Origin of the sequence: Streptomyces chisholmiae (assembly GCF_031845445.1) — a bacterium.
GTDB lineage: Bacteria > Actinomycetota > Actinomycetes > Streptomycetales > Streptomycetaceae > Streptomyces > Streptomyces chisholmiae.
The window spans coordinates 113,603-140,107 of sequence record NZ_JAVREO010000004.1 but is presented as its reverse complement, the minus strand read 5'-3'; the positions used below and the strand labels follow the sequence as shown (position 1 = coordinate 140,107).

Genomic DNA, 26,505 nt, shown 5'->3' with positions numbered 1-26,505 from the left:
CCTATTCTGCGCCGCCGGCCGCGGCGCCCCGCGCACCCGGGGTCCGCCGGGGCCGCCCCGGGGTGAGCAGGGCGTTCTCGCCCGGGGACAGGTCGAGGCCGACGGACTCGGCGGCCCCGTCCCGGAAGACCGCGATCCGGCCCGGGGTCAGGCCCCGGACGAAGTCGCCGGCGGCCGGGCCGAGCAGCCGCTCGGCGACCTCGGCGAACTGGGCGTCCAACGCGACCACGGTCCGCGCGCCGGCCCAGAACGCGGACCGCCGGGGCGGGTTGCGGGTGACGTGCAGCACCGTCCGCCAGGGCCCGTCGGCCAGCGCCGCGGCCGGCGGCCGGCGCAGGTCGCAGACCAGCGCCTGCGGACCGTCGCCTGCCGAGGGCGCGGACGGCGGCCGGCCGGGCCAGCGCCGGATCCCGTCGTCGACGGTCAGCCGCTCCCCGGCGGCCAGCGCCACCCCGCGCCACTGGTCGGGCACCCGGGTGGCGACGGTGACCCGGGCGCCCACGCCGAGCAGCCGCAGCGCGAAGAGCCGGCCGAAGAGCGACTCGCCGAGCACCCCGATGCGGGTGCCCTCGGGGGTGGGGGCGGGCAGCGTCACCGGCTGGCCCGCGGTGCCGGCGCCCAGGTGCACGCCGGCGCCGACCGGGGTCAGCGTCAGGGTGTGCGCGACGGCGGCCTCGGCCGGATGCCAGACGGTGGCCGGCAGCCGGCCCAACTCGGGGATGATCCTGGGGGTGTTCATGGCACTCCTCGGCGCGGCCGGCCGGTCGGCCGGGGCCGCCGGGCCACGCCCGGCGTCGGCGCGGCTCACCGGGCCGCGCCCTGGGTGGGGAGCAGGCCGGTGGCCTCGGTCAGCGGCTGGCCCGGGCAGGCCACCGGCAGGGTGGCCAGCAGGCCGCTGTAGGACTCGGGCGGCTCGGCGTCCAGCACTCCGGCGGCGACCAGCCGGGCGCGTTCCGCGATCGCCAGCTGGGGCAGCGCGCTCACCAGCCGGACCGCGACCCGCACCTCGGCCCCGGCGGAGCCGGCGGCGCCGCCGGTCACGGTGGCGCAGGCCAGCGCCCGGTCCGTGGCGCAGCCGCTGAGGGTGGCCAGCAGCCGGGTCCAGGCCGCCTGGTCGGGCACCCGCGCGGTGGCCAGGCAGTGGGTGGCCAGCTCCCCCGACCAGAGCCCGGGCAGCGGCTCGCCCCGGCCGTCCGGGTCGCCCGTCTCCCGCAGCAGCGCCGCCAGTTCGGCCGCGCCGAGCGGCGTGGCGGCCACGCCGCGCGCGGCCAGCCGGGCGCGCAGCCGCGCGGTGGCGGCGGCCACCGCCGCGCCGGCGCCGGCCGCGCCGCCACCACGCCGGCGCGCGGCGGCGGGCGCCCGCAGCGGCTCGTAGCGCACCAGCAGCACCGTGCGCAGCGCGGTGGGACCGCCCCCGGTGGGCAGCTGGCGGTAGGCGATGGTGGGCTGGTAGCGGTGCTGCTGGTCCCAGGGGGGCGGCGCGAACCGCTCGACCAGGAGCTGCACGGCCGCCGGCCGCGCCGGGTCCTCGGCGAGGAAGTCGGCGAACAGCCCGACCGGCAGGCTGGGCAGCGCGCCGGACGGGCAGGCCAGCGCGGCGGCGTGGCCGCGCCCGTCGGCGAGCACGCCCAGCGGCGGCCCGTTGCGGTCCGGCACCTCGGTGATGTCCAGGGCCGGCAGCACGGTGTGGGCCAGCCCCAACGGCTCGGCGGGCGCCGGCGGTTCGGCCGCCGTGGCCAGCGTGCCCCGGCTCAGCCCGGCCAGCAGCCGCTGGTCGGCCCACTGGCCACGCACCCGGAGCAGGGCGCCGGCCAGCACGGCCGCGCCGCCGCCGGCCAGCGCGTAGCCCCACGGGCTGGCCAGGGCGATCCCGGTGGCGGCACAGCCGAGCCCGGCCTGGAGCGCGACCAGGCGGCCACGCCCGGGCAGACGGACGCTCATCCAGACTCCTCCGACGTCTCGTTGCCGACCCCGCGCTGTTCACGGGCGGCGGCCTGCGGGTCGAGCACCGGACCGGCAGGCAACAGCCCGACGTAGCTCTGCGGCACCGAGGGCGCCGCGTCCGGCTGGTAGCCGAGCCGGGTCACGGCGTCCGGCGAGGCGAACGGGTAGGCCGTGCCACTGTCCGTGATCAGGGTGTAGGTGCCGCCGGTGCCGGCCGAGGTGGTGGCGCGCACCACGGCACCGGAGCCCGGCGCCAGGTAGACGGCGTCCAGCAGCCCGAGGCGGTCGCCGTCGGCGGCGGTCACCGGGGTGAGACCGGCCGGGTCGGGCAGCGCGTCCGGCAGGTGCACGACGGCCTGCCACGGGGCGTCGCCCGGCTGCCCGCCGGGCGGGGTGGAGACGCAGACCGGCTGGTCGCGGCCCGGCTCGTCGGCCCGCGGCAGGCCGTCGGGCCAGGCGCGGTCGCCCGGCGCCGGCTCGTCGGCGCGCGGCGCGCGGGCCGCGTCGGTGAGGCTGATCGGGTGGTCGGCGCCGGCGGACGCGCTCAGCAGGGTGTGCAGCAGCGGCGAGACGGCGACCAGCCCGTCCGGGCGGACCAGGAAGAACTGCCGCGCCGGGCCGCCGGTCTCGGTGTGCGCCAGGTCGCCGACCAGGGCGTCGAACGGCAGCTCGACGGTCGGCTGCTGGCCGGCCGCCGGGCCGGGCTCAGGGATGGTCACGGCCGGGCCCTCGGGGACGGTGGCGATCAGCTCCCTCGGCAGTGGGGTGGCGGCCACCTGCTGGAGGCCCAGCAGGTCGCGGATGGCGGGCGCCAGCGCGAACCTGCGGCCCTCGGTGAGCAGCCACAGCTCGCCGTCGTCGCCCGCCACCAGCACGGTCGCGCCGCCGCCCGCGTCGGCCGCCGGTGCCACGTCGGGCACCGCCAGGTAGAGCGCGGTGTGCGTGGGCGGGCCGCCGGTCTCGGCCGGGACGGCGCACAACGTCCAGGGCTCCTCGGTGAGTTCGTCGGCGCCCGGCAGCGCGTCCGGGGCGCCGGGGATGCCGACCGGCAGGCCGCGCGGCGCGTCGTCCAGCACGCCCTGCCGGACCTTGGTGAGGTCGCCGCCCCCGACCAGCAGGGCCGAGGAGAGGTTGAGGGCGGGGTGCACCACCCCGTCGTTGACGACGTAGCGGTCGCCGCTGTCGCCGACCACCACGGCGCCGTTGTCCGGGAGTCCCGGGCCACGGCCGCCGCCGAGCCAGCCGGCGATGCCGAAGCCGGCCATGATCAGCACGCCGAAGGCGATGCCGCCGCCCAGCGACCGGTTGAGCCGGCGGCGCGGGTCCTGGCGGGCCTCGTCCGCACCACGGATCAGGCTGGTGGTGCGGCGGCGGTTCTCGTAGGCGTAGGCGTCGGCCTGTTCACGTGTGGTGGCCATCTATCGGGTCCGGTTCCGGGGGGTGGGGCGGTCGGTGGACGAGGGCGTGCCGCGCAGCCAGTCCAGCCGCGGCGCGGCCGGCGGCCGGGCGGGGCGGGGGGCGCGCGCCCGCTCCTCGGGGGTGGGGCCGGCGCGCCAGCCGCGCCGTGCGGCGCGCCGCACGGCGGGCGCGCCCAGCAGCCCGAGCGCCACGGCCAGCAGCAGGCCGCCGGTCCAGGCCAGCGCGGTGGCCTGCACGTCGGTGAGCAGCGGCGGGTCGTCGGGGACGGGCAGCACCGGGATGTGGCCGGGGCGGGCGGCGGCCTCCGGCGTGCCGTCGGTGGCGCCGTCCAGATGGGTCAGCGCGCCGAACGGGTCGACGATCCCGGCGCCGGTGCGCTCGTTGGGGCCGCCGCCGACCGGGGTGGCCGAGGCGGTGAGCCGCTCGGCCAGCTCGGTCGCGGTCAGTTCGGGGAAGCGGGAGAGGACGAGCGCGGCCGCGCCGGAGACCTGGGCGGTGGCGAAGCTGGTGCCGGCCTCCGCCCGGTAACCGCCGCCGGGCGCGAGCACCGCGAGGTCCTGGCCGTAGCCGGCGAGGTCGACCCAGGGGCCGGAGTTGGATGACTCCAGCGGCTGGCCGTCCGCGCCGACGGCGCCGACGGTCAGCACCCCGTCGTAGGCGGCCGGGTACATCGGGCCGCCGTCCGGGGTGTCGTTGCCCTCGTTGCCGGCGGCGGCGACCACCAGCACCCCGGCGTCCACCGCGCGGGCCACCGCGGCGCGCAGCGGCTCGGCGTCCACCGGGTAGGCGAAGGAGAGGTTGAGGATGTCGGCCCCGGCGGCGACCGCGTCGTCGACGGCGGCGGCCAGGGTGTTGGGGGTGGCCCGGTCGACGCCGTCGGCGATCCGGATCGGGTAGATCGCGGCGCCGGGCGCCACCCCGGCCATCCGGTCGCCCTCGGCGCGGTCCCCGGCGATCATCCCGGCGACGGCGGTGCCGTGCCCCGGGCAGTCCCGCTCCGGCGGCGGGGTGGTGCGGACGAACTCGCGTTCCTCCGCGACCACGGTGAACTCGGCGCCGCGCAGCACCGCGTCGGCCAGGTCGGGGTGGCCGCCGTCCACGCCGGAGTCCAGCACGGCGACGGTCACCCCGTCGCCGGACGCCAGGTCCCAGGCCTGCCGCAGGCCGAGTTGGGCGATCAGCGGGTAGGGGCCGGCGTTCCCCGGCAGTTCCTCGCCGGTGGCCTGTTGGGCGCAGTCCTGGGCGTGCGCCTCGGGCACGGTGCCCGGCGGCGGGACGACCAGGGTGAGGCCGACGGCGAGCAGCAGCGGCCAGCCCAGCCGGCGGCGCGGGACGGTAGCGGCACGCATGGTCAGGCCCGCAGGTCGAGCAGCGCGGCGTAGACGTCCCAGACCGCCAGGGCCAGCGGGACCACGGCCAGCAGGGCGGTGGTCTCCAGCAGGTCCAGGGCGCGCGACAGCCGCGGGTTGAGCCGGGTGCGGCCGGCGAGCAGGCCGACGGTGGCGGCGACCAGGGCCACCACCAGGGCGACCGGCAGCGCCACGCCGAGCGGCGCCAGCCGCTGCCCGAGCAGGTCGGTGAGCGTGAAGGCCGCCCCGCCGACCGCCGCGAGCAGCGCGCCGACCAGTGGGATCGCCGTCTGGCCCGGCTCCCGGAAGAGCCGGGCGCGCAGCAGGGTCAACACCACGAGCACCGTGCCGAGGACGCCGGCCCACAGCTGGCCGGCGGCGAAGAGCACCAGGGTGCCACCGACCGCGACCAAGTGGCTGCCGGCGAGCATGCCGATCAGCAGCCGCCGGGCCCCGGCCACCCGGGCGCGCAGCTGGCCGTGCGTCAACTGGCTGGGCAGCGCCGCCAGTTCCTCGGTGGTGGCGGCCACGTCCGGGGCCGGCATCCGGGCCACCCGCAGGGCGAGGGTGGGCCACAGGGTGGTGAGCGCCAGCGCCAGCGGGGCGACCACCGCGGCGGCCCGCGCCGGGTGCACGTCCCAGACCGCGCACGGCAGCGCGCCGACGGCGGTCAGCGGGCCGGCCACCACCAGCGCCGTGAAGGTGCCGTCGCCGCCCCCGACCAGCAGCGGCCCGAGCGCGCCCAGCACCGCCAACACCGCGCAGGCCAGCAGCAGATGGCCGGCGGTGAAGCCGGCCACGGTGCCGGCCTCGGTGCCCAGCAGCCGCACCGCGCCCAGCAGCGCGGGCGGCGCGGCCAGCACGGCGGCACAGGTGCCGGCGGCCACGTCGCCGAAGGCGCGGGCCAGCAGCACGCCGACCACCAGCGCCAGGACGGCGGTGGCCAGCCCCAGCCAGCCGGGCAGCCGGCCGGGCGCCACCGCCAGCGCCGCGGTGGCGGCCAGGGTGGCGCCGGTGGCCAGCGCCGCGCTGACCCGGCGGGTCGCGGCGGGCGACCAGCCCTCGGCGGGTCCTGACTCGCCGATCACCTCGACCACGTCGTCGTAGAGCGGCTCGCCGGTGTCCTCGGCGCCGTGGCCGAGGAAGAGCAGGTCGCCCTCCACCACGCCCTGGGCGGCGAGCGAGGTGGCGGCGAGCAGTCGGGTACCGTCGGCCCGACGCAGCACCCAACCGCCGTGCCGCACCCCGCCGTCGGGCCCTGGCTCGGCGCCGGCGTGGGAGAGCAGGCTGGGCAGCAGCCGGGCGACGGGCACGTTCGCCGGCACGGCCAGGTCGGCGCGGCCGGCCGGGCCGGCCAGCCCGATCCGCACGAACTCGGCGGCACCGCCACCGGGGGGCGGCACGGTGGCCGGCGTCGGCTGGGCGAGGTTGGCGGTCATCGAGAGGTCCTGACGGAGGTGTCGGCTGGGGACGGTGCGGCGCCGGTGGCACCGCCGAACGGCGAGTCGGCGCGCACCAGTTGCACCGGGACGTTGCCGAGCCTGCGGTGCAGCAGCAGCGCCCGGCCCTTGGCCCGGCGGGCGGACTTGACGCCCCAGATCGGCATCTCGTCCTTGGGCACGCTCAACAGCGCCGCCGGCGTGTTGAGTTCCTTGAGGCGGCCGAGCACCGGCTCGGTGACGGCGCGGGCGGCGCCGCCCGCCTGCCGGGTGAGGTAGAGGTGCAGGCCGATGCTGCGCGCCTGGGGCAGGAAGTCCAGCAGGGCCTTGAGCGGGTTGCCGCGGGCGGTGGCGACCAGGTCGTAGTCGTCCACCAGCAGGTAGATCTCGGGGCCGGTCCACCACGAGCGGTCACGGAGCTGCTCGGGGGTGACGTCGGTGCCGGGCAGCCGCTTCCGGAGGCCCTCGGCGAGGCCGCCGACCACCTCCATGGAGCGCTCGTGGGTGGTGGAGTAGCCGAGCAGCGAGGGGCCGTCGAACTCGCGGAGCATGGTCATCCGGTGGTCCAGCACGATCAGCTTGGCCCGGTCCGGGGAGTGGCTGGCGACCACCTGCCGGCCGACGGCCCGCAGCAGCGAGGTCTTGCCGGTCTCGCTGTCGCCGACGACGAGCAGCCCGGCCTCCTCGCCCGGGGTGAAGACGACCTGTTCCAGCCGGTTGCCCTCGACCGCGACGGTGACGCCGGGGCCGCGCCCGGTCACCTCCTCGACCGGGAAGGCGGTCGGCAGCAGCCGCACCGGGCGCGCCCTGGCCCCGGTCCAGCCCTCGTCGACCCGGCGCACCAGGTCGGCGACGCCGTCGGTGAGGCCGGCGTCCGAGCGGACCGAGTCGACCCGGGGCACCGCCACCAGGAAGTGCTCCTTGTCCCGGGTGATGCCCCGGCCCGGGCGGCCCTCCGGGATCGTGCGCTGGGCCTTGCGGTCCATCTCCGAGTCCAGCGCGTCGCCGAGCTTCAGCTCCACCTTGGTGCCGATCAGGTCGCGCAGCCCCATCCGCATGTCCAGCCAGCGGTTGCCGGTGACCACCAGGTGCACCCCGTAGGTGAGCATCCGGCCGGCCAGCGCCATCAGGGTGGCTTCCAGGTCGGGGTAGCTCTGCCGCAGCACGGCCCAGCCGTCGACCACCAGGAAGACGTCGCCGTGCGGGTCGTCGGTGATCCGGCCGGCGGCGCGCGCGGCGCGGTAGGCGGCCATGGACTCCACGCCCAACTCCCGGAACCGGGTCTCCCGGCTCTCCATCACCTCAAGCACCTCGGCGACCGTCCGGTTGACCACCTCGGCGTCCAACCGGCCGGCGACGCCGCCCACATGGGGCAGGCCGGCCAGCGCGAACAGCGTGCCGCTGAAGTCAAGGCAGTAGAACTGCACCTCCGCCGGGGTGTGCCGGATGGCCAGCGAGGCGATCAGCGCGCGCACCGCGTTGGACTTGCCGCTGTGCGGCCCGCCGACCACCGCGACATGGCCGCCGGCGCCCGACAGGTCCAGGTCCAGCGGGTCGCGCCGCTGGTGGAAGGGCAGGTCGAGGACGCCGATCCGGGCGGTGAGCGGGGCGTCGCCCGGGGCCACGCCGTAGCCGCGCGACGTGGTGCCGAGCCGGCCGCCGTGCAGCAGGTCCAGCGGCTCCGGGCGCTCCAGCGGCTCCAGCCACACCTGGTGGGCCTGCGGCCCCTGCCCGGTGAGCTGCTCCACCATCACGCCGAGCACGGTGGCGCCCAGCTCCTCGCCGTCGCCGAACTCGTCCGCCGCGGGCTCCGGCACCGGCTCCGGCTCGCGCTGCCCGTCCGGCACCGGCACCAGCCCGGCGGGGAACGGGCGGACGGTGGCGGCCCCGGCCAGCGCGGCGCCGGCGCCCTCCTCACCGACCCGGTAGGGGCCGGAGACATAGGCCGCGCGGAACCGCTTGAGGGTGGCGGTGTCGGTCCGCAGGTAGCCGTGCCCCGGGGCGCTGGGCAGGTGGTTGGCGTCCGGCACGCCGATCGCGGTGCGGCTCTCCGCCTCGGAGAAGGTGCGCAGGCCCACCCGGTAGGAGAGGTGCGCCTCCAGGCCGCGCAGCCGGCCCTCGTCCAGCCGCTGGGAGGCGAGCAGCAGGTGCAGTCCCAACGACCGGCCCAGCCGGCCGATCTGCACGAACAGGTCGGCGAAGTCGGGCTTCTGGGCCAGCAGTTCGGAGAACTCGTCGACCACGATGAAGAGGCTGGGCAGCGGCGGCAGGGCGGCGCCGCGCTGCCGGGCCCGCTCGTAGTCCCGGACCGAGACGAGGTTGCCGGCGTCCCGCAGCACCTCCTGCCGGCGGTTCATCTCGCCGGAGAGCGCCTCCCGCATCCGGTCCACCAGGGTGAGGTCGTCCTCCAGGTTGGTGATCACGGCCGCCACGTGCGGCAGTTCGGCCATCCCGGCGAAGGTGGCGCCGCCCTTGAAGTCGACCAGCACCAGGTTGAGCTGCTCGGACGAGTGGGTGGTGGCCATGCCGAGCACCAGGGTGCGCAGCAGCTCGGACTTGCCGGAGCCGGTGGCGCCGACCAGCAGGCCGTGCGGGCCCATGCCGTTCTGCGCCGACTCCTTGATGTCCAGCTCCAGCAGCCCGCCGTCGGCGGAGACGCCGACCGGCACCTGGAGCCGGTCCCGCATCGGGCGGGGCCGCCACAGGCTGTCCAGGTCCAGCTGGCCGGGGTCGGGGATGCCCAGCAGCGCCGGCAGGGTGTTGACGGCGGTGGTGAGGTCCTCGCTGTCCGCGCCCTGCGCCGCGGTGTCGATCCGGAACCGGGCGATCCGCATGGCCAGCGCCTCGGCCTCGGCCGTGGACAGCGCGTCGGCGGTGCCCAGCTCGTCCCGGCTCTCCCCGGAGCTGACCACCAGGGCGCCGTCCGCCTCGACGGCCAGCGCCACGCCGTGCGCCTCGGTGAGCGGCCCGGCCCGGCCGTCCAGGTCGAGCACGGTGACGGCCATCATCCCGTGCGGGTCGAGCAGCGCCTCGCCTCCGGTGACCAGCCCGCCGTCCAGCACCACCAGCAGGTGCGGCAGGTCGGGGTCCGGCTCGGCGGTGCGCTGGAACCGGGTGCGGCGGGTCAGCTCGGCACCCAGCCACTCCTCCAGCACCGCCAGGCTGGGGTGGGTCATCCGCAGCGGGCCGACGTGGTCCAGCTCCTCCGGGTGGTGGGCGTGCGGCAGCCACTTCAGCCAGGCCCACTCCGGCGCGTCGACCCGGTCGGTGCACACCACGATCCGCAGGTCGCGCGGGGAGTGCAGGGTGACGGCGTGCGCCAGCACCGCGCGGACCAGGGCCCGGGCCGCGCCCGGCTCGGCGGCGTCCCGCACGGCGAGCGCGGCGAAGCGGCGCAGCGCCACCTGCACCGGCAGGTCAGGCACCACCGCGTGGGTGTCGACAAAACGCTTCAGCGCCACCGAGCAGAGCGGGTCGAGGTCCTCGACCGGCGCCGACTCCCCCGGCACCAGCGGGGTCGCCAGGTAGCGCGGCCCGGTGCCGACCCGTACCACCCCGAAGTCCTCGCACGAGCCGCGCCGTTCCCACAGCCGCCGGCTCTCGGCGACCGTCCACAGGGTGTCCGGCGGCGGCGCGTCCCAGGTGAGCGCCGCCCGCTGGGCCCGCGCGGTGCGCCGCACCTCGCCCCTGGTCCGCTCCAGGTAGCGCAGGTACTGCCGGCGGTCCTCGCGAGCCTGGCTCTTGGTCGAGCCGCGTTGCCGCAGCACCGAGCCGATGACCATGGCCAGGCAGGAGACCAGGAACATGGTGCCGACGATGTAGCCGATCGGGCCCCGGCCCATGGTCAGCATGTAGAGCACCGAGCCGAGCCCGCTGAGCGCGGGCAGCGCGGTCATCCAGACGTTGCCGTCCTCCGGCTGTGGCAGCTCGGGCGGCGCCTTCAGCACCAGCTCCTGGTCCGGCACGACGGGCCGCGCGGCCCGGGCCGGCCGCCGGAAGACGGTGGTGGGAGTGGTCAACGGGAGGTTCCTCTTTCCAGACGAACGGGGGGCCGCACCGGCGGCGGGAGCGCGGGCCTAGCTGTAGCGGGCGCTCGCCGAGAGGCTTTCCTTGGTCTTGTCGTAGTCGAGCGACTCGTCGGCCCCGTAGGCGTGGACGTGCGGCAGGGCGTCCGCGACGCTGGTGTGGTCGTCGCTGCGGTAGCTGATCCCGTTCGCGTTCTCGTTCAGCCCGATGTGGGGCGTGCCGGCGCCGTTCCAGGAGGCGATCGCCTCCTCCGGGGACATCACGTCCAACTGGTTCTCCGGAGAGGCCTGTTCGTTGTGCGCGTCGATGGCGCCCGCGGTCAGGGCCCGCTGTTCCATCAGCGTGTTGATCTCGTGCTCGTCCAGCGTGTACGCGGCTTGGGCGCCCGGCTCCTGCGGCTTGTAGTCGGGGAAGAGCACCGGGTCGACCAGCCCGTAGCCGGTCGTCCCCAGGCTGACCGCGGTGCCGTAGGCGCCGGGGGCCAGGGTGCCGGTGACGCCCAGCGCCGCGCTCAGGGTGGCCTTCGCCATCTTCTGCTGCTGGGCCGCCTGCGCGTCCTCGCGGCCCTCGTACCAGTTGATGACGTCCCGCTCGCCCCACTCCATCAGCCCGGTCAGGTTGGCGATGGACTGGAGGGTGTTGAGCTGGTCGCCCTCCTGCGGGCTGCCGTTGGCGTAGTACTCGTAGGCCATGTTCCGCTGGGCGTCGTAGACCCCGGACTTGAAGTGCTCGTAGACGCTCTCGTCGGTGGCCGCCATCAGGCTGAACGCGGCGTAGCGGTCCTCGGTGTCCCACACTCCCTCGGCGCCCTCCAGGCCGACGATGGCGTCCAGCCGGGACAGGGTCGCGTCGGAGACCGCGCCCTGGAGGCCCGAGGTGTCCCACGGGTAGTGCCCGTACATGAGGTTGGTCGCCTCGTTCCAGTCCTCCACCAGCATCGCCGGGCTGTCGGTGAAGTGCTGGATCACGGTGTCCGCCAGCGCCCGCCGCTCGCCGTCCGACTCGCCGCCGGTCGGCAGGACCGCGCTGCGCACCAGGTCGCCGACCCCGTCGCTGTCGGCCCACACGGCGCCCAGCAGCTCGTCGCGGGTGTTCTCGTTGCTGAGGATCTCGAACGAGGCGTCGGTGTTGAGCGCCACGTTGCTCAACAGGCCGCTGCTCCCGGTGTTCTCCAGGAAGTCCGGCATCACGAGGTCGGTCGGCGGATCGCCGTCCGCCGCGATGGCGGCGTCGTTGTAGGCGCCGACGTTGATGGCGTGCACCACCTCCTGGACGTCCAGGGCCGAGGCCGTCAGGTGGTGGGCGAAGGAGTCGCCCGGCGGGACGGTCGCCTGGTCCATCAGCGCGCCGAAGCCGTTGAAGTTGTTGAGCACGCCCCGCTGCTCGTCCAGGGACTCGGCGTCCCGCAGGTCCCCGTCGGCGTCGTAGACGAAGGCCCGGATGGACTCCGGGATATCGACGGGGCCGTCGATCGACGGGTGCGCGTCGATGTTGAGGCCGCCGATCTCCGGGTTCATCAGCATGTTGATGCCGTTGCCGAGGGCCGCCTGGATGCCGTGGATCTGGTCCCACTGGTTGCTGATGGCGTGCTCGTGCCCGGCCCCCACGTCCGGGCCGCCCGGCGTGCCGGGGGCCAGGTCGCCCAGTGCGGCGAGGGTGTCCTCGTCGAGGTTGTCGTAGAAGGCGTGCAGGTACTCCCGCTCCTCGCGGGTGAGGTCGCGGCGCGGGGTGGTCGGATCGGCGGGGTCGTAGACGCCGAGCCCGATGGCCGCCAGCCCCTCGGTGTAGGTGGCGATGCGGTCGAGGTCCCGCTCGTCCTCGGGCTTGGCCATCTCCTCCTCGATGCCCTCGGCCGCGTACTCCGCCATCTCCTCGGTGTGCCACAGGTTGTGCGGGCCGGCGCCGACGTCGTAGCCGAGATCGGTCAGCTCGCCGGCCCGGCTGAGCATCCAGCCCCGGTAGTCCTCGATCTCGGTCTCCATGTCCCCGTGGAGTGAGGTGATGTCCTCGGCGGCCTTCCCGAGGTAGTGCTCCCGGATGGCGTCCAGCGCGGCCTGCGGGAAGGACCAGCCGTCGATCCGGCCGCCGTCGGCGTCGTAGACCGTGCCGGCCACCGTCACCGACGGGGTCTGGAAGATGTTCACCGCGTCGACGCTCTCCTGGAGCTCGGCGTGCTTGTTCTGGTACGTGGTCCTGGCGTCGGTGAGGTGCTCGTGGAACTTCCCGACCGCGTCGGAGCGGAGGATGCTCACCGACTCCTTGGTCTCGCCGGCCAGTTCGGTCGCCGAGTTGATGATGTCGGCCACGTCCTGGATGTCCTGGCCGCCGCCCTGGAGGTCCTGCTCCGTGATGGTGATGTGCTCGTCGGCGTTGTGGTGCCCGATGCCGTCGGTGGTGGCGGCGTCCTGGGACAGCTCGGAGGCCCGGGCCGCCACCTCGCTGGCGCTGCCGGCCTCGCCGGCCGCCTCGGCGAAGCCCCTGGACGCCGCCGCCATCTCCTCGAGGTCGATCTCGTCGGCGAAGTCGTCAGCGGTCTCCCAGGGGTCGACGCCGGCCTGCTCGACCACGTCCTCCCGGGTGAAGTCAACGCCGGCCATGGATGTCGTCCTCGCTGTTCGGGGTGGTTCGGGTCGGGAGGGGGCGGCGGGGAAGGGGCACGGGAGTCGGTGGGTCAGATGCTGTCGGCGATGTACTGGCCCAGCTCGCCCGTGGTGCCGGCGGCGCGCACCGCGGCGCCGCTGGCGGCGTCGGTGTCCTCGCCGATCGCGGCCGACTGGTAGCCGGAGTCGCCGAGGTCGGCGCGGCCCTCGATCGCGTGGTTGACCCCGCGGGACTGGGTGTCCCGGGTCTCGTTGACGGCGTTGACGAAGGTGTCGGCACCACCGAACGAGCTGGCGCTGGCGGAGACGGAACGCAGGTAGGCGTGCGCGCCCTCCGCCTCGTCCGAGGCGGTGTAGCTGCCCCGGGCACCGGCCCGCAGGGACTCCGGCAGGTATTCGAGCCCCTCGGTCATGGCTGGCTCCCTCTCTCCATGTCGCTTCACTCGCTCCCCGGGCCGCGCCCGGTCGGTTCCTCGGTCCGCCCAGCGCACCGGCTAGTCACCCAACACGCCGCGCAGCGCCCGCTGTTGGCCCGCCCACACCGCGGGGTCCTCGGTGAGGTCGGTGGCCCGGGGCGCGCGGCGCCGGTCGTCCCGGCGGCGCTGCCCGGCCCGGGCGGTGCCGGCCGGGGGCGCCGGCTGGTGGCGGGCGGCGGGGGCGCCGCCCCGGGCCGCGACCGGCGCGGGCCGGCCCGGCCGGGTGCCGGGCCGGTGGGTGGCCGCACCCGGCGGCGGGGTGAACGGGCGGCCGCCCTGGGCCGCCTCGTGCAGCGCGAACCGGCTGGCCACGTTGGCCCGTTGGCCCAGGTGCCGGACGGCCTGCCGGGTCAGCTGGGAGCGCGCCGGCCCGGCGTTGCCGATGCTCGGCGGCATCATCCCGCCGTAGAGGCCGGCGAGCGAGGTGGGCCCGGCGCCGCTCGGCGCGGCCAGACCGCCGGTGGTGACCACCGCGCCGGGGCCGACGTTCAGCCCGGAGAGCCGGGCGGCGTACTCGGTGACGGCGCCGAAGGGCTGGCCGGTGATCGGGTCGATCCACCGGCCGGCCGTCGCGTCGAACTCCCGGCCGGTGGCCGGGTCCACCAGGAAGCCGGTGGTGGGGCTCCGCACCCAGCCGGCGAAGTCCCCGTGCTCCGGCCCGAGCAGCCGGCCGTGCGGGTAGTCGCCGACGCCGACCAGGCCGCCGTTGGCGGCCGGCGCCAGCACGCCGCCGACCGCGCCGGCCGCGGCCCCCATCGCCGCCCCGGCCAGGCCACCGCCACCGCCGGGCACGCCGCCGCCACCGCCGGCACCGCCACCGCCGGGCGCGGCCGGCGCGTCACCTCCGGTGACCAGCGCGAAGCGGGAGGCCAGCTCGTCCAGCACGGCCTGCGCCTCGGCGACCAGCCGCTGCTTCTCCTCGCTCTGCCGCTCGGCCGCCGTGACGGCGGCCATCCCCACGTCCGCGCCGGCCGGCGCCTGGGACGCCTCGGTGAACGCCTCCTCCAGCACCAGCGCCGCCTCGGTGGCGCCGGCCGCGGCGTCGCCCGCGGTGTTCAGCTGGTTGGCGATGGTCATCGCCACCGCGCTGGCGCCGGAGGCCCAACTCGCCGTCGCCGACATCCGGTCGGACAGCTCGATCAGCCCGACCCCGGGCTCGGCCGCCGCCGACTCGGCGGCGCCGGCCAGCCGGTCGTTCTCGCCGGTGCCGGCGCCGGCCAGGGCGATCCAGGCGCCGGCCGCCGCGTACATCCGGATGTGTCGAGCGCTGTAGATGTCGTCGACGATGCCGTGGAACCGCGCGTCGCTGCTCATCGTCAGTACGCCTCCTGGTGCTGGCCGCCGCCCCCACCGCTGTTCATCAACCCGTCGAAGTAGTCGACCGCCTCCCGGGCGGCACCGAGCCGCTGCCCGGCCGCGGCGTCCGTCTCGTCGGCGATGCCGGCCGCCTCGCCGGCGCTGGCCTGGATGTCGGCCACGGTGACGCCGGCGGCCTCCACCTCGGCCAGCATCAGGCGGGCCGCGCTCTCCAGCGCCGCCTCCGCCTCGGCGCCGCCCGGCACGCTGCCGAAGAGGCCCTTGGCGGCGGCGATGTCGATGAACTTCTCGCGCATCGCCGCCAGTTCACCGCTGCCGCCGGCCGCGGACTCGGCGTCGCGCAGCGCGTCCGGGTTGAGTTCGACGTCGCCGGCCATCGACGGCCCGCCCTTTCTTCCGCTCTCGAACCGCTCGTCAGGTGTGCTCGCCCCGGCCGGCCCTCACCGGTACCGCCGGGGTCCCGCGCTGTCCGCGGGCCGTCCCCTGGGGGATCAGCGCCCGCCGCCCATGGCGGCCCTGACCATCGCCGAACCGCCCTCGTTGCCGATCATCTGGACGTCGCGCATGGCGCGGTTCTGGCCGCTGACGCTGTCGTCGAAGCCGCCGGCCTCGCGGCGGAACTGCTCGTCGCGCTCGTTGAGCACGGAGCCGATCGACGCGTCCACCTGGCCCTGCTCGATCAGGCCGAGCAGCTGGGTGTGCACGTCGTCCCAGATCTCCTGGTAGCGCTCCTGCTGGCCGCTGGTCTGGGACTGGATGGCGTCCAGTCCCTCGTTGCCGAACCGCACCATGCCCTCGCCGTAGCCCATGGCTTCCCTCTCCTCGGTCTGTCGCCGAACGGCCCGGTGGCCGCCCCGTGTCGCTGGCTGGTCAGATGGCCTGGGCGATGCTGACGTCCGGGGTGACCCCCGGGGTCTGCACGCCGTTCAGCACGCTCTGGGCGTCCGCGTCGGTCTCCCGGCCGGTGGTACCCACCAGGCCGAGGTCCTGGGAGAGGCCGTCGAGGGCGTTGGCCAGGGCCTGGCCGGCGCGGCCGAGGTCCTCGTAGGTCTCCATGGCCCGGCCGGTGCCCTGGCCGTGGTAGGCGGTCGAGACGTTGGCGCTGTGTCCGCCGATGCCCAGGGCCACTTCCTCCATGTCGGTGTACGCCTGGTTGATGATGGCCATCACCCGGTCCACCTCTTCGGGTGAGAGCTTGATCTCGTCGCTTCCCATGGCCTACCTCCGCCTCGCGAACTGTTCACCCCTGCGATCCCCCGGGCCGTCGAACAACCGCGGGGCACGGTCGGGACCATAGTGGCCGAGCCACCGTAAAATTGCAGCAGCATCTGTGTATCAGAACTGTAGCAGCGGGAAGAGGCCATCCCAGCTGGGAGGTTGGTCGACTAGCTCCCCAAGTACCGGTCGGTGATTCGCACTCGCAAGTGGCTGTTCTCGCGACTGTTGAGGTCCTCGATCACGGCCTTGGCGTGCATCTCCTCGACGTGTGCACGCGTTTCCTCCCCGAGCCCGCGCAGCGCCTCGGCGCGCCAGGTGCGCTGCTGCGCCACCACGAACGGGTCGAACGGCTGCTCGGCCGCGTGCGCCATCCCCAGGTCGCTCCAGTGCGCGGCCTGCTCGTACTCCGCGACCTCCAGGTGGTACTCCGTCAACACACCAGCCGCCATGGTCCGTTCGTAGGGCAGCCGGGCCGCCGCGTAGTTCTCCAGCAGCAGGGCGCGGGCCCGCTCGTGGTCGCCCAGGTAGAGGTGGCAGCGGGCCAGGTTGTTGGTCAGCTGGATGCGGAACTCGTCGTGGCCGCCGGCCAGGATCTCGGCGAGGGTCTCCTCGGCCAGCCGGGTCGCCTCGGCCAGCCGGCCGGCGGAGCCCAGACACGGCACCAGGTTGAGGGTGGTGGCCAGCGCCTCAGGGGTCCGCCCGAGCGAACGGAAGAGCGCGATCCCGTGCCGCAACAGCGCCGCGCCGCGCAGCCCCTGCCCGCGCTGTCCCCACAACTTGCCCAGCTGGCCCAGCGCCACCGCCTCGGCGAACCGGTCCCCCCGGCGCCGGCCGATGGTCAACACCAGCTCGCACAGCCGCTCCTGGGCACACCAGGCGAGCCGGGTGGCGAAGTACGACTCCAGCGCCCGCGCGCTCTCCAGGGCGAAGTCGGACAGCGGCGCGCCGCCCAGCTCCGTGCCCCGGTCGTACTCCGGCGCCGCCAGCTGCTCGGCCAGCGCCAGCACGTCGTCCAGCACCTCGTCGGCCCAGGGCAGCGCCTCGTCCACCGAGGTGAACGGCCGGCCGGCCGGGAACCGCGCGGCGCCTTCCTGGTACCGGGCGCGGTAGTTCTTGGCCAGCGCCATCGGCAGGTTGAGCCGATAGAGCGAGCCGACGTACCAGTTGCCCAGCGCCGCCAGCCGGTCCGTCAGCCAGGCGGCCGGCCGCCTGGCTGCGCTCCAGCCGGCCGCGGCCCGCACCAGGTCGTGCAGCGTGTAGACGCCGGGCCGCGGGCTGTCCACGATCCGCGCGTCGGCCAGCCGGTCCAGCGCGGCGGCGGCCTCCCCGGCGGTGACGCCGGTCAGCGCGGCCACCGAGCCGGGGGTGTAGCCGCGCACCACGGCCGCGCCGAGGGCCGGGAAGATCTCCGCGGCCAGCCGCTCGTCCGGGCGCCGGCCGGTGGTCAGTTGGTCGATGCTCACCATCAGACTGGCCCGCAGGTCCAGGTCGTCGCCGGTCAACTCGTCCAGCCGGCGCCGCTCGTCCCGCAGCGGCCGCAGGAAGTCCGCCACCCGCCAGCGCGGCCTGGCCGCCATCCGGGTGCCGATGATCCGCAGCGCCAGCGGCAGGCCGCCGCACAGCTCGGCCAGCTCGGCCCACTCCGCCGGCTCGCCGCGCGGCCCGCCCGCGGCGCTCTCGACGGTGGCCTGGGAGGTCCCCGCCAGGGAGCGCACCAGCCGCACCGCGTCCGCGGATGACAACGGGCCCAGGCTGAGCCGCTGCTGACCGGGCACCCCGGTCAGCAGCGCCCGGCTGGTGACCAGCGCCGCCGACCCCGCCTCGGTCGGCAGCAGGGGGGCGACCTGCGCCCCGTCCACCGCGTTGTCCAGCAGCAACAGCACCCGGCGCGCGCCGAGTTCGGCCTGGTAGGCGGCGGCCGACTCCGGGTCCTGCGGCATCTCCTTGCCCGGCGTGCCCATCGCGGCCAGCAACAGCCGACGGGCCTCGGCCACGGTCAGCGGCGGGTTGCGCGGATCGGCGCCCCGCAGGTCCACGTACAGCAGGCCGTCGGGGAACCGGTCGGTCAGCTCCCGAGCCAGCCGCACCGCGAGCGCGGACTTGCCGACCCCGCCGGGGCCGTCGATGAGACAGACCCCGGGCGCGTCGCTGGCGTCCGTCAACCAGCGGCGCAGTCGGCCCAGTTCGACGGCGCGGGCGACGAAGGTGCCGACCCCGGCGGGCACCCCGACGGCCGGCGCCGGCACCTCGCCGGTGCCGACCGAGTCGGCCAGCGCCGCCAGGCCGGCCAGCTCGTCGGCGGCCGGGCCGGCGTCGAACGCGGCCGGCCGCGCGCCGAACAGGTCGCCGCCCTCGCCCGGCTCGGCCGGCCCCTGGCCGGCGAACGGGCCCGCCGCCCGCTCCACCGGGAACACCGGCGCCGGCGCCCCGTCCAACGAGGAGAGGTCGCCCGGCACCTCCCAGGAGTCGGCCCCGGCGGCCGGCTCGGCCAGCTCGTCCTCCAGCCGCCCCCGGAGCCGGGCCCGCAGGTCCAGCGCCCGCGACCACAGCCCACGCAGCCGCCGCCGCTCGGTGGCCCGCAACGGGCAGTCGGGGAGCCCCATCAGCGGGTTCCCGGTCCACAGCGGCAGCACCCGCTCCAGCGCGGCCAGCGCCGCGTCGGGACGCTCGTCGGCCAGCGCGCCGGCCGAGGCCAGCGCGGCCTGGAAGCGCCCCAGGTCGACCACGTCCGAGGGCACGGCCAACAGCCAGCCGCCGGGCAGCGACCGGATCGCCCCGTCCGGCAGGACGGTGCGCAGCCGGGTCAGTTGTCGGTGCAGCTGGCCGGCGGCGTCCCCCGGCGGAGCCGATCCCCACAGCTGGCCGACCAGCTCGCCGGCGCGCACCGGCTCCCCCGGACGCAACGCGAGCGCGGCCAGCGCGCCACAGGTCAACGGCCCGGTCACCGGCAGTACATGACCCTCGTCGCCGAGCACCCGCACCAGACCGAGCAGACGGATGTCCACGGGTACCCCCAACGAGCCTTGCCCTCAGCCAGGCACAGCGAACGCCCCCGTCGCCCCCGTTACGCCGCTGTCCGGCTTGAGATGTTCGCACGCCTGGTCAGGCGGTGAAAAGGGACGGGGGGCCTTTCTCACACCTCGGTACCTGGTCGGGCGCCGGCTGCCCTCCCCAGGGATGACACCGCCCGACCAGACGGTCGGCTCAGCCCGCCTTCGCGGCCGGCTGGAGGATCGCCACGCACTCCAGGTGCTGGGTCATCGGGAAGAGGTCGAACGCCCGCAGGAAACGCGGCACGTAGCCGGCCTCCGCGAAGTGCCGCAGGTCACGGGCGAGCGCGGCCGGGTCGCAGGCGACATAGGCGACGCGCCGCGGCCCCAGCCCTGCCACCCGGCGGACCACGTCGCCGCCCGCGCCGGCCCGCGGCGGGTCCAGCACCACCAGGTCGGCCTCCGTGATCCCGGTCGCCGGGAGCACCTTGGCCACCGGGCCCTGCTCCACCCGCACCCGGGGGTAGTCGGCCAGGTTGTGGCGCGCGTCCCGCACCGCCCGGGCCGAGGCCTCGATGCCCAGCACCGCCCCCTGCTCGCCCATCCGCTCGGCCAGCGCGCCCGCGAAGAGCCCGACCCCGCAGTAGAGGTCGATGGCGGTCTCGCCGCGGCGCGGGGTCAGCCCCCGCATCACCGCGTCCACCAGGGTCTCGGCGGCGCGGGTGTGCACCTGCCAGAAACCGCCGCCGCTGACCCGCCAGGTGTGCTCGTCGGCCCGCTCCCGCACGAACGCCCGGCCGTGCACCCGGTGCACCGGCGGCTCGCCGTTCCGGCCCCGCTCGGGCTCCGCCCGCAGCACCGAGACCGGCCGGTCCAGCTCGACCAGCGGCAGCCGCTGCCCGGGGCGCGGCGTGAGCACCACCATCCGGTCGTGCGAGCCCGTCGCCGCCACGGCGTCGACGCTGGCCATGCCGGGCCACTCGCGACGCTCCACGCCCAGCTCGGTGACGCCCTCGGCGGCGATCAGGCAGCGGTCGATCGGCTCCACCTCGTGCGAGCGGTGCCGACGCAGCCCGGCCCGGCCCTGCTCGTCCACCGCGTACTGGACCCTGGTGCGCCAGGCCGGCACCTCGCCGGCGGCCACCTTGTCCCCCGGTACCGGCTCCACCGTGCCGTCCCAGTGCACCTGCTCCGGGGTGAGCCCGGCCAGCTTCGCCAGCTGCTCGGTGAGCACCTCGGCCTTCAGCCGGCGCTGGGCGCCCGGCTTGACGTGCTGCCAGTCGCAGCCACCACACCGGCCCGGCCCGGAGAACGGACAGGGCGCTGGGATGCGGTCCCGGGCGGCGGTCAGCACGGTGACCGCGTCGGCTCGCAGGTAGCGCGAGTCCTCCCGCCCCTCGGTCACCCGGGCCAGCACCCGCTCGCCCGGCAGGGTGTGCCGGACGAAGAGCACCCGCCCCTCGTCGGTCCTGGCCACGCAGTGCCCGCCGTGGGCGACCGGGCCGATCTCGACCTCGTACTCCTGACCGACCAGGGAGGCCGCCTTGTTGGACGCGGGTTCGGTGGCCATGGTGGTGCGGCTCCAGGGGGTCGGGCACTCGGGTGCGCGGGGTTGCGGGGCAGGCGGGGAACTGACGGGGACGGGCCGGTGCCCGCCGGCGAACAGCGGGAAACACGCGGGACGTGCCCGGCGAGGCGGTGGGGCGGGATTCGGGAAGACTCGGGGAAGACGACAGCGACCGTCAAGTCTACGGCGACGCATGGCAGGCTTACGCCCACCGGCCCCGACACCGCTCGCGGCGACGAGGACCGCCAGCCGGTAGCGTGGCCAGCGCGAAGGAGACCTATGCACATCGTGATCTTGGGCTGTGGCCGGGTGGGGTCCACCCTGGCACACGAGCTGGAGGAACGCGGGCACTCGGTCGCCGTCATCGACCAGGACCCGACGGCGTTCCGCCGGCTGGGGTCCCAGTTCGCCGGACGCCGGGTGACCGGCCTCGGCTTCGACCGGGACACCCTGGTGGAGGCCGGACTGCCGGACGCCGGCGCCTTCGCCGCGGTCAGCAGCGGCGACAACTCCAACATCATCGCCGCCCGGGTGGCCCGCGAGGTCTTCGGCGTCCGCCATGTGACGGCCCGGATCTACGACCCGCGTCGGGCCGAGGTCTACGAGCGGTTCGGCATCCCCACGGTGGCCAGCGTCCGCTGGACGACCGACCAGGTGGTCCGCCGGCTGCTGCCCTCGGGCGCCGAGCCGCTGTGGCGGGACCCCAGCGGCGACGTGCTGCTCTCCGAGGTGGCGCTCGCCCCGGCCTGGATGGGCCACCGGGTGAGCCGTTTCCAGGAGGTCACCGGCGTCCGGGTGGCGTTCCTGACCAGGCTCGGCGAGGCCACCCTGCCCACCGCCGGGATGGTGCTGCAGGAGGGCGACCTGGTCCACGTGCTGATGTACCGGGACAAGGTGGCCGAGGTGGAGGCCGCCTGTGTCCGCGGTCCGGAGCCCCGGTGAGCGCCACGGCGGCCCGGGGCCGGCCCGGCGCGCCGCACGCTACGAGGGAGAACGCCCGATGAGAGTCGTGATCGCGGGGGCCGGCGCGGTGGGCCGCTCGGTGGCGACCGAGCTGCTGGAGAACGGCCACCAGGTCCTGCTGATCGACAAGGACCCCACCAAGGTCTCCGTGGAGCGGGTGCCCGCGGCCGAGTGGCTGCTGGCCGACGCCTGCGAGATCACCAGCCTGGACGAGGCCGCGCTCGACCACTGCGAGGTGGTGATCGCCGCCAGCGGCGACGACAAGGTCAACCTGGTGGTCTCGCTGCTCGCCAAGACGGAGTACGGCGTGCCGCGGGTGGTGGCCCGGGTGAACCACCCGGCCAACGAGTGGCTGTTCAACGACTCCTGGGGGGTCGACGTCGCCGTCTCCACGCCCCGCCTGATGTCCGCGCTGGTGGAGGAGGCGGTCAGCGTCGGCGACCTGGTCCGGCTGATGCGCTTCAGCCAGGGCGACGCCAACCTGGTCGAGCTGACCCTCGCGGCGGGCTCGGCACTGGCCGGCACCCGGGTCGGCGAGGTGGCCTGGCCGCAGGACACCGCCCTGGTCACCATCATCCGGGGCAGCCGGGTGATGGTGCCGGACCCGGACGACGCGCTCGCCGCGGGCGACGAGCTGCTGTTCGTCGCCACCGGCAGCCGGGAGGCCGAGCTGGAACGGCTGTTGACCGACCACCCGGAGCGCTGACCGGGCGCGGCTCAGCCGCCCTCGCCGGCGCTGGGCAGCGGGCCTCGGGCGGCCCGGCCGGCGGCGGGCTCGCCGTCCGGCACCGGCTCGCCGGCGGCCGCCCGCTTGGCCTCCTCGGCCTCCTTGGCTTCCCTGGCCTCCTTGGCCTCCCACTCGGCGATCACGTCGATCGGCGCGGGCGCCTTCACCAGGATGATCCAGGTGAAGTAGACCGCGATCAGGAACGGCGGGATGCCGAGCGCGACCCGCAGCCAGCCGAGCTGGGTGGCGTCGCCCCAGAAGTAGATCGGGAAGGTGATGCACGACTTGGCCAGCAGGATGCCGCCCCAGACCAGGCTGGACTTCACGTAGGCGCGCTTGCGGCCCGGGTTGCGGGTGCGCCAGGAGAGGTTCTCCCGGAAGATCGGGCCGAGCAGCAGGCCCAGCAGCGGCCAGCCGGCCGCCGCGCTCACCAGGTAGATGACGCTCAGGCAGAGCGTGTAGATCATCCCCGGCAGGTAGAAGTTCTTCGCGTCCCCGGAGATCATCGCGAAGGCCGCGCCGAAGGCGACGCCGAAGACACCGCTGAGCGCGTGCTTCACGCTGTCCCGCCGGGCCAGCCGGGCCAACGCCAGCACGGCCGAGAGGCTGACCGCGCCGATCGCCGACGGGTTGATCTCCCGGGTGATGGTGAAGATCAACACGAAGACCAGCCCGGGCACCGTGGTCTCCACCATGCCCCGCACCCCGCCGAAGGCCTCGAAGAAGGCCTCCCGCGTCGCGGCCTCGTCCGGCGTCTGGTCAGCGGTCTGACTGTCAGGTGAGGTCACCCGGCTACTCCTGTCCACGGGCCTGCAGCTGGTATCGGGGATTGAACAGCACCGCCTCGCCGTCTGTCACGGCGATCCGCCCGGAGGCGACCATCGCGCGGCCCGGCTCGACCCCGGCTATCGCCCGCCGGCCCAGCCACACCACGTTCAACGAGGCACTGCCGTCGTCCAGCCTGGCCTCCAGGGCCGGCATCCCGGCGACGCTCCGCTCCCGGACCTGACGCACCGTGCCGGTGACCCGCACCACCGGGCGGCCGGCGGCCTCCCGGGCGCAGTCGCCGATCCTGGTGCACGGCGCGGCGGCCGGCTCGGCCGCCAGATCCTCGCCGGGGGCGCCCGCCTCGGAGCGCCCCAGGAGCCGCCACAGGCGCCCGCCGCGCTTTCCCGCGCGGCCTTCCGCAGTCATGCCTTCAGCGTAACGTGACCGTCCGACACTCACGGCTCGAAGCGGTAGCCCATCCCCGCCTCGGTGACCAGATGCCGCGGGTGCGCCGGATCGGCCTCCAGCTTGCGGCGCAGCTGCGCCATGTACACCCGCAGGTAGTTGGTCTCGGTCAGGTGGGTGGGGCCCCAGACCTCCAGCAGCAGCTGCCGGTGGCTGACCAGCTTGCCGCTGTTGCGGATCAGCACCTCCAACAGGTGCCACTCGGTCGGCGTCAGCCGCACGTCGTGCCCGTCCCGCTGCACCTTCTTGGCGGCCAGGTCCACCGTGAAGCCGCCCGTCGCGACCACCGGCTCCTGCTCGACGGCCACCGGCTCCAGCCGGCGCACCGCGGCCCGCAGCCGGGCCAGCAGCTCGTCCATCCCGAACGGCTTGGTGACGTAGTCGTCCGCGCCGGCGTCCAGCGCCTCGACCTTCTCCTCCGAGGTCTGCCGGGCGGAGAGCACGATGATCGGCAGCCGGGTCCAGCCACGCACCCGGGTGATCACCTGCACCCCGTCCATGTCGGGCAGGCCCAGGTCGAGGATGATCACGTCCGGATGGCTCGCCGCGGCCAGCCGCAGCGCGGTCGCGCCGTCGGCCGCCGTGTCCACCTGGTATCCGCGCGCCTTGAGGTTGATCACCAACGCGCGGAGAATCTGCGGCTCGTCATCGACCACGAGCACCCGGTGCATGGGCTGTTGTTCCTTCCGGTTCGGCCGCCGCGACGCTCGCGGTCGGCAGGGTGAGCACCATGGTCAGCCCGCCGCCCGGGGTGTCCTCGGCGTCCAGCGTGCCGTGCATGGCCTCGGTGAATCCACGGGCGACGGCCAGGCCCAGGCCGACGCCGTTCCCCTTCGGGCTGTCGCCGAGCCGCTGGAAGGGCTCGAACAGCCGACCACGGTGGTCGTCCGGCACCCCGGGGCCGCGATCCGCCACCCGCAGCTCCACCCGGTTGCCCAGGGTGCTGGCGCTGACCAGCACCGGCTGACCCGCCGGGCTGTACTTGACGGCGTTCTCCACCACGTTGGCCACCACCCGCTCCAGCAGGCCGGGATCGGCGGCGACGAACGGCAGCGACTCCGGGATGTCCAGCACCACGCTCTCCTCGGCGACCCCGCGCAACGCGCCCGGCACCACCTCGTCCAGGTCGATCTCCCGCAGCAGCGGCTCCACCGTGCCGGTCTGCAGCCGCGACATGTCCAGCAGGTTCCCCACCAGCGCGTCCAGCCGGTCGGCGCCCTCCTCGATGCTCTCCAGCAGGTCGGCCTCGTCCTCCGCCGACCAGGCCACGTCGTCGGAGCGGAGCGAGGAGACGCTGGCCTTGATCGCGGCCAGCGGGGTGCGCAGGTCGTGCGAGACGGCCGCCAGCAGCGCCGTGCGGATGCGGTTGCCCTCGGCCAGCTTGTGGGCCCGCACCGCCTCGTCCTTCAGCCGCTGCCGGTCCAGCAGCGCCGCCGCCTGGGCCGCGAAGGCGGCCAGCATCCGCCGGTCCTCGGCCGGCAGCACCCGGCCGCTCAGCGCCAGCATGGTGTTGTCACCGACCGGCACGTCCACGTCCGCCTCCTTGGGCGTCTGCGGCGGCCGCACGTCGTCCCGGGCGGCGACGCTGCCGACACACGCCCAGCGGCGGTCGGCGATGTCCCGCTCCAGCAGCGCGGCGGCGTCCATGCCGAAGGTCTCCCTGGCCCGCTCCAGCAGCGCGGCGAGGGTGTCCTCGCCACGCAGCACACTGCCGGCCAGCAGGGTCAGCGTCTCCGACTCGGCGCGCAGCCGGGCGGCCTGCTGGGTGCGCCGGGCCGAGCGGTCCACCACGGTGGCCACCGACGTCGCTATGGCGAAGAACACCACGATGGCGACGATGCTGTGCCCCTCCGAGATGGTCCACTGGCCCACCGGGTTGGCGAAGTAGTAGTTCAACAGCAGTGAGCCGACCGCGGCCGAGACCAGCCCCGGCAGGAAGCCGCCGGTCAGCGCGGCCAGTACGGTGAACGACAGGCACAGCAGCACGTCGCTGGAGAACTCGGCGCCCGGGTCGGGCGCCTCCAGCACCATCGCCAGCGCCACCGGCCCGGCCAGCCCGATCAGCCAGCCGGTGAGGGTGCGGGCCAGGCCGAGCCGGGCGCCGTGCGCGGCCGGCAGGCCCCGGCCCTTGGCCACCTCGTCGTGGGTGACCAGGTGCACGTCCAGGTCGGGACCGGCCTCCCGGGCCACGGTGGCCCCGACCCCCGGCCCGAAGACGTACTGCCAGGACTTGCGGCGGCTGGACCCCAGCAGGATCTGGTTGGCGTTGGCGGCCCGCGCGAAGTCCAGCAGCGCGGTGGGCACGTCGTCGCCGATCACGTGGTGGAAGGTGCCGCCCAGCTGCTCCACCAGGGTCCGCTGGGCGGCCAGCTCGCGCGGCGAGGCCGAGCTGAGCCGGCCGGAGCGGGAGATGTAGACGGCGAGGATCTCCGCCCCCGAGCTCTTGGCCGCCATCCGGGCCGCCCGCCGCAGCAGGGTGCTGCCCTCGGGGCCCCCGGTCAGCCCCACCACGATCCGCTCGCGAGCGTGCCAGGTCGAACGTATGCCGTGTTCGGCGCGGTAGCGGCGCAGGTAGTCGTCGACCCGGTCGGCCGTCCACAGCAGCGCGAGCTCGCGCAGCGCGGTGAGGTTGCCGGGCCTGAAGTAGTGCGACAGCGCCGCGTCGATCTTGTCCCTGGGGTAGATGTTGCCGTGCGCCAGCCGCCGGCGGAGCGCCTCGGGGGTGATGTCGACCAGCTCTATCTGCTCGGCCCCGCGCACCACCTCGTCCGGCACGGTCTCGCGCTGCCGCACCCCGGTGATGGACTCCACCACGTCGCTGAGCGAGGCCAGGTCCTGGATGTTGACCGTGGAGATCACGTCGATCCCGGCCGCCAGCAGCTCCTCGATGTCCTGCCAGCGCATCTCGTTCCGGGCGCCGGGGGCGTTGGCGTGCGCCAGCTCGTCGACCAGCGCCACCGCCGGGCGGCGGCGGAGCACCGCCTCCGTGTCCAGCTCGGCCGCCGGCCCCTCCGCGCCGGGCAGCCGCGGCCCGGGCACCTCCTCCAGCCCCTCCAGGAGCACGGCCGTGCGCGGCCGGTCGTGGTGCTCCACCACGCCGACCACCAGGTCGGTGCCGCGCTGGGCCCGGCGGTGCGCCTCCGAGAGCATGGCGTAGGTCTTCCCCACCCCCGGGGCCGCTCCGAGATAGATCCGTAGTTCACCGCGGCGTGCCATGGCCCCATTGTCGTCGCTCCG

Annotated in this window: 20 protein-coding genes; 2 read left to right on the top strand and 18 right to left on the bottom strand. The window is 75.5% G+C overall.

Going from position 1 to position 26,505, the window contains the following annotated elements; genetic code table 11:
* Position 1 precedes the first annotated feature (1 nt).
* The 14 genes from RM844_RS08055 to RM844_RS07990 all read right to left on the bottom strand — a co-directional run bounded on the left by RM844_RS08055 (position 2) and on the right by RM844_RS07990 (position 20,348).
* Positions 2-739: a hypothetical protein gene (locus RM844_RS08055; protein WP_311666265.1), complete on the bottom strand. Its 738-nt coding sequence runs from the start codon at positions 737-739 to the stop codon at positions 2-4.
* Positions 740-804: 65 nt separating this feature from the next.
* The gene (locus RM844_RS08050; protein WP_311666264.1) at positions 805-1,941 is read right to left on the bottom strand and encodes a type VII secretion protein EccE; all 1,137 of its coding nucleotides are present in this window, start codon (positions 1,939-1,941) and stop codon (positions 805-807) included.
* Positions 1,938-3,362, bottom strand: a complete 1,425-nt coding sequence (gene eccB, locus RM844_RS08045; RefSeq protein WP_311666263.1) for a type VII secretion protein EccB — start codon at positions 3,360-3,362, stop codon at positions 1,938-1,940. Before eccB ends, RM844_RS08050 begins: the two co-directional genes overlap by 4 nt.
* Positions 3,363-4,712, bottom strand: a complete 1,350-nt coding sequence (locus RM844_RS08040; RefSeq protein ID WP_311666262.1) for a S8 family peptidase — start codon at positions 4,710-4,712, stop codon at positions 3,363-3,365. It abuts the gene before it with no gap.
* A gap of 2 nt (positions 4,713-4,714) precedes the next feature.
* A complete protein-coding gene (gene eccD / locus RM844_RS08035; RefSeq protein WP_311666261.1) occupies positions 4,715-6,151 on the bottom strand; it encodes a type VII secretion integral membrane protein EccD in 1,437 nt (478 codons plus the stop codon).
* The gene (gene eccCa, locus RM844_RS08030; protein WP_311666260.1) at positions 6,148-10,170 is read right to left on the bottom strand and encodes a type VII secretion protein EccCa; all 4,023 of its coding nucleotides are present in this window, start codon (positions 10,168-10,170) and stop codon (positions 6,148-6,150) included. Before eccCa ends, eccD begins: the two co-directional genes overlap by 4 nt.
* Before the next feature lie 57 nt (positions 10,171-10,227).
* Positions 10,228-12,774 carry a TPR repeat region-containing protein gene (locus RM844_RS08025; RefSeq protein WP_311666259.1) on the bottom strand — a complete coding sequence of 849 codons (2,547 nt, stop codon included), beginning with the start codon at positions 12,772-12,774 and terminating at the stop codon, positions 10,228-10,230.
* A 74-nt stretch (positions 12,775-12,848) separates the two neighbouring features.
* Complete coding sequence (locus RM844_RS08020) at positions 12,849-13,190, bottom strand: hypothetical protein (protein ID WP_311666258.1); 342 nt, start codon at positions 13,188-13,190, stop codon at positions 12,849-12,851.
* A gap of 81 nt (positions 13,191-13,271) precedes the next feature.
* Positions 13,272-14,567 (bottom strand): hypothetical protein, encoded by a 1,296-nt coding sequence (locus RM844_RS08015; RefSeq protein ID WP_311666256.1) that lies wholly within the window; start codon positions 14,565-14,567, stop codon positions 13,272-13,274.
* Positions 14,568-14,569: 2 nt separating this feature from the next.
* Positions 14,570-14,947 carry a hypothetical protein gene (locus RM844_RS08010; protein ID WP_311666255.1) on the bottom strand — a complete coding sequence of 126 codons (378 nt, stop codon included), beginning with the start codon at positions 14,945-14,947 and terminating at the stop codon, positions 14,570-14,572.
* Between the two features lie 114 nt (positions 14,948-15,061).
* Positions 15,062-15,379, bottom strand: coding sequence for a hypothetical protein (locus tag RM844_RS08005; protein ID WP_311666254.1), 318 nt, complete (start codon positions 15,377-15,379; stop codon positions 15,062-15,064).
* A 61-nt stretch (positions 15,380-15,440) separates the two neighbouring features.
* Entirely contained in the window at positions 15,441-15,785 is a 345-nt protein-coding gene (locus tag RM844_RS08000) for a WXG100 family type VII secretion target (RefSeq protein ID WP_311666253.1), read from the bottom strand.
* A 170-nt stretch (positions 15,786-15,955) separates the two neighbouring features.
* Positions 15,956-18,793 carry an AfsR/SARP family transcriptional regulator gene (locus RM844_RS07995; RefSeq protein ID WP_311666252.1) on the bottom strand — a complete coding sequence of 946 codons (2,838 nt, stop codon included), beginning with the start codon at positions 18,791-18,793 and terminating at the stop codon, positions 15,956-15,958.
* A gap of 199 nt (positions 18,794-18,992) precedes the next feature.
* Positions 18,993-20,348: a class I SAM-dependent RNA methyltransferase gene (locus RM844_RS07990; protein WP_311666251.1), complete on the bottom strand. Its 1,356-nt coding sequence runs from the start codon at positions 20,346-20,348 to the stop codon at positions 18,993-18,995.
* A gap of 276 nt (positions 20,349-20,624) precedes the next feature.
* On the opposite strand from RM844_RS07990, the gene RM844_RS07985 reads away from it, so the two are divergent.
* Both RM844_RS07985 and RM844_RS07980 read left to right on the top strand, forming a co-directional pair.
* Positions 20,625-21,287: a potassium channel family protein gene (locus RM844_RS07985; protein ID WP_311666250.1), complete on the top strand. Its 663-nt coding sequence runs from the start codon at positions 20,625-20,627 to the stop codon at positions 21,285-21,287.
* Between the two features lie 58 nt (positions 21,288-21,345).
* The gene (locus RM844_RS07980) at positions 21,346-22,014 is read left to right on the top strand and encodes a potassium channel family protein (protein WP_311666249.1); all 669 of its coding nucleotides are present in this window, start codon (positions 21,346-21,348) and stop codon (positions 22,012-22,014) included.
* Between the two features lie 11 nt (positions 22,015-22,025).
* On the opposite strand, the gene RM844_RS07975 is transcribed toward RM844_RS07980, so the two are convergent.
* The 4 genes from RM844_RS07975 to RM844_RS07960 are packed head-to-tail and all read right to left on the bottom strand — an operon-like array spanning position 22,026 to position 26,484.
* Positions 22,026-22,823: a DUF3159 domain-containing protein gene (locus RM844_RS07975; RefSeq protein WP_311666248.1), complete on the bottom strand. Its 798-nt coding sequence runs from the start codon at positions 22,821-22,823 to the stop codon at positions 22,026-22,028.
* Between the two features lie 4 nt (positions 22,824-22,827).
* The gene (locus RM844_RS07970; protein ID WP_311666247.1) at positions 22,828-23,229 is read right to left on the bottom strand and encodes an OB-fold nucleic acid binding domain-containing protein; all 402 of its coding nucleotides are present in this window, start codon (positions 23,227-23,229) and stop codon (positions 22,828-22,830) included.
* A 29-nt stretch (positions 23,230-23,258) separates the two neighbouring features.
* Positions 23,259-23,939 carry a response regulator gene (locus RM844_RS07965; RefSeq protein WP_311666246.1) on the bottom strand — a complete coding sequence of 227 codons (681 nt, stop codon included), beginning with the start codon at positions 23,937-23,939 and terminating at the stop codon, positions 23,259-23,261.
* Positions 23,914-26,484 (bottom strand): ATP-binding protein, encoded by a 2,571-nt coding sequence (locus tag RM844_RS07960; protein WP_311666245.1) that lies wholly within the window; start codon positions 26,482-26,484, stop codon positions 23,914-23,916. Before RM844_RS07960 ends, RM844_RS07965 begins: the two co-directional genes overlap by 26 nt.
* Positions 26,485-26,505: the final 21 nt, after the last annotated feature.

Coding starts and splice junctions, on each gene's coding strand:
- RM844_RS07985 (WP_311666250.1), top strand. CDS start 20,625: ATGCACATCGTGATCTTGGGCTGTGGCCGGGTGGGGTCCACCCTGGCA.
- RM844_RS07990 (WP_311666251.1), bottom strand. CDS start 20,348: ATGGCCACCGAACCCGCGTCCAACAAGGCGGCCTCCCTGGTCGGTCAG.
- RM844_RS08040 (WP_311666262.1), bottom strand. CDS start 4,712: ATGCGTGCCGCTACCGTCCCGCGCCGCCGGCTGGGCTGGCCGCTGCTG.
- RM844_RS08050 (WP_311666264.1), bottom strand. CDS start 1,941: ATGAGCGTCCGTCTGCCCGGGCGTGGCCGCCTGGTCGCGCTCCAGGCC.
- RM844_RS08005 (WP_311666254.1), bottom strand. CDS start 15,379: ATGGGCTACGGCGAGGGCATGGTGCGGTTCGGCAACGAGGGACTGGAC.
- RM844_RS08015 (WP_311666256.1), bottom strand. CDS start 14,567: ATGAGCAGCGACGCGCGGTTCCACGGCATCGTCGACGACATCTACAGC.
- RM844_RS08025 (WP_311666259.1), bottom strand. CDS start 12,774: ATGGCCGGCGTTGACTTCACCCGGGAGGACGTGGTCGAGCAGGCCGGC.
- RM844_RS07970 (WP_311666247.1), bottom strand. CDS start 23,229: ATGACTGCGGAAGGCCGCGCGGGAAAGCGCGGCGGGCGCCTGTGGCGG.
- eccB (WP_311666263.1), bottom strand. CDS start 3,362: ATGGCCACCACACGTGAACAGGCCGACGCCTACGCCTACGAGAACCGC.
- RM844_RS07960 (WP_311666245.1), bottom strand. CDS start 26,484: ATGGCACGCCGCGGTGAACTACGGATCTATCTCGGAGCGGCCCCGGGG.
- eccD (WP_311666261.1), bottom strand. CDS start 6,151: ATGACCGCCAACCTCGCCCAGCCGACGCCGGCCACCGTGCCGCCCCCC.
- RM844_RS08020 (WP_311666258.1), bottom strand. CDS start 13,190: ATGACCGAGGGGCTCGAATACCTGCCGGAGTCCCTGCGGGCCGGTGCC.
- RM844_RS08055 (WP_311666265.1), bottom strand. CDS start 739: ATGAACACCCCCAGGATCATCCCCGAGTTGGGCCGGCTGCCGGCCACC.
- RM844_RS07980 (WP_311666249.1), top strand. CDS start 21,346: ATGAGAGTCGTGATCGCGGGGGCCGGCGCGGTGGGCCGCTCGGTGGCG.
- RM844_RS08000 (WP_311666253.1), bottom strand. CDS start 15,785: ATGGGAAGCGACGAGATCAAGCTCTCACCCGAAGAGGTGGACCGGGTG.
- RM844_RS07965 (WP_311666246.1), bottom strand. CDS start 23,939: ATGCACCGGGTGCTCGTGGTCGATGACGAGCCGCAGATTCTCCGCGCG.
- RM844_RS08010 (WP_311666255.1), bottom strand. CDS start 14,947: ATGGCCGGCGACGTCGAACTCAACCCGGACGCGCTGCGCGACGCCGAG.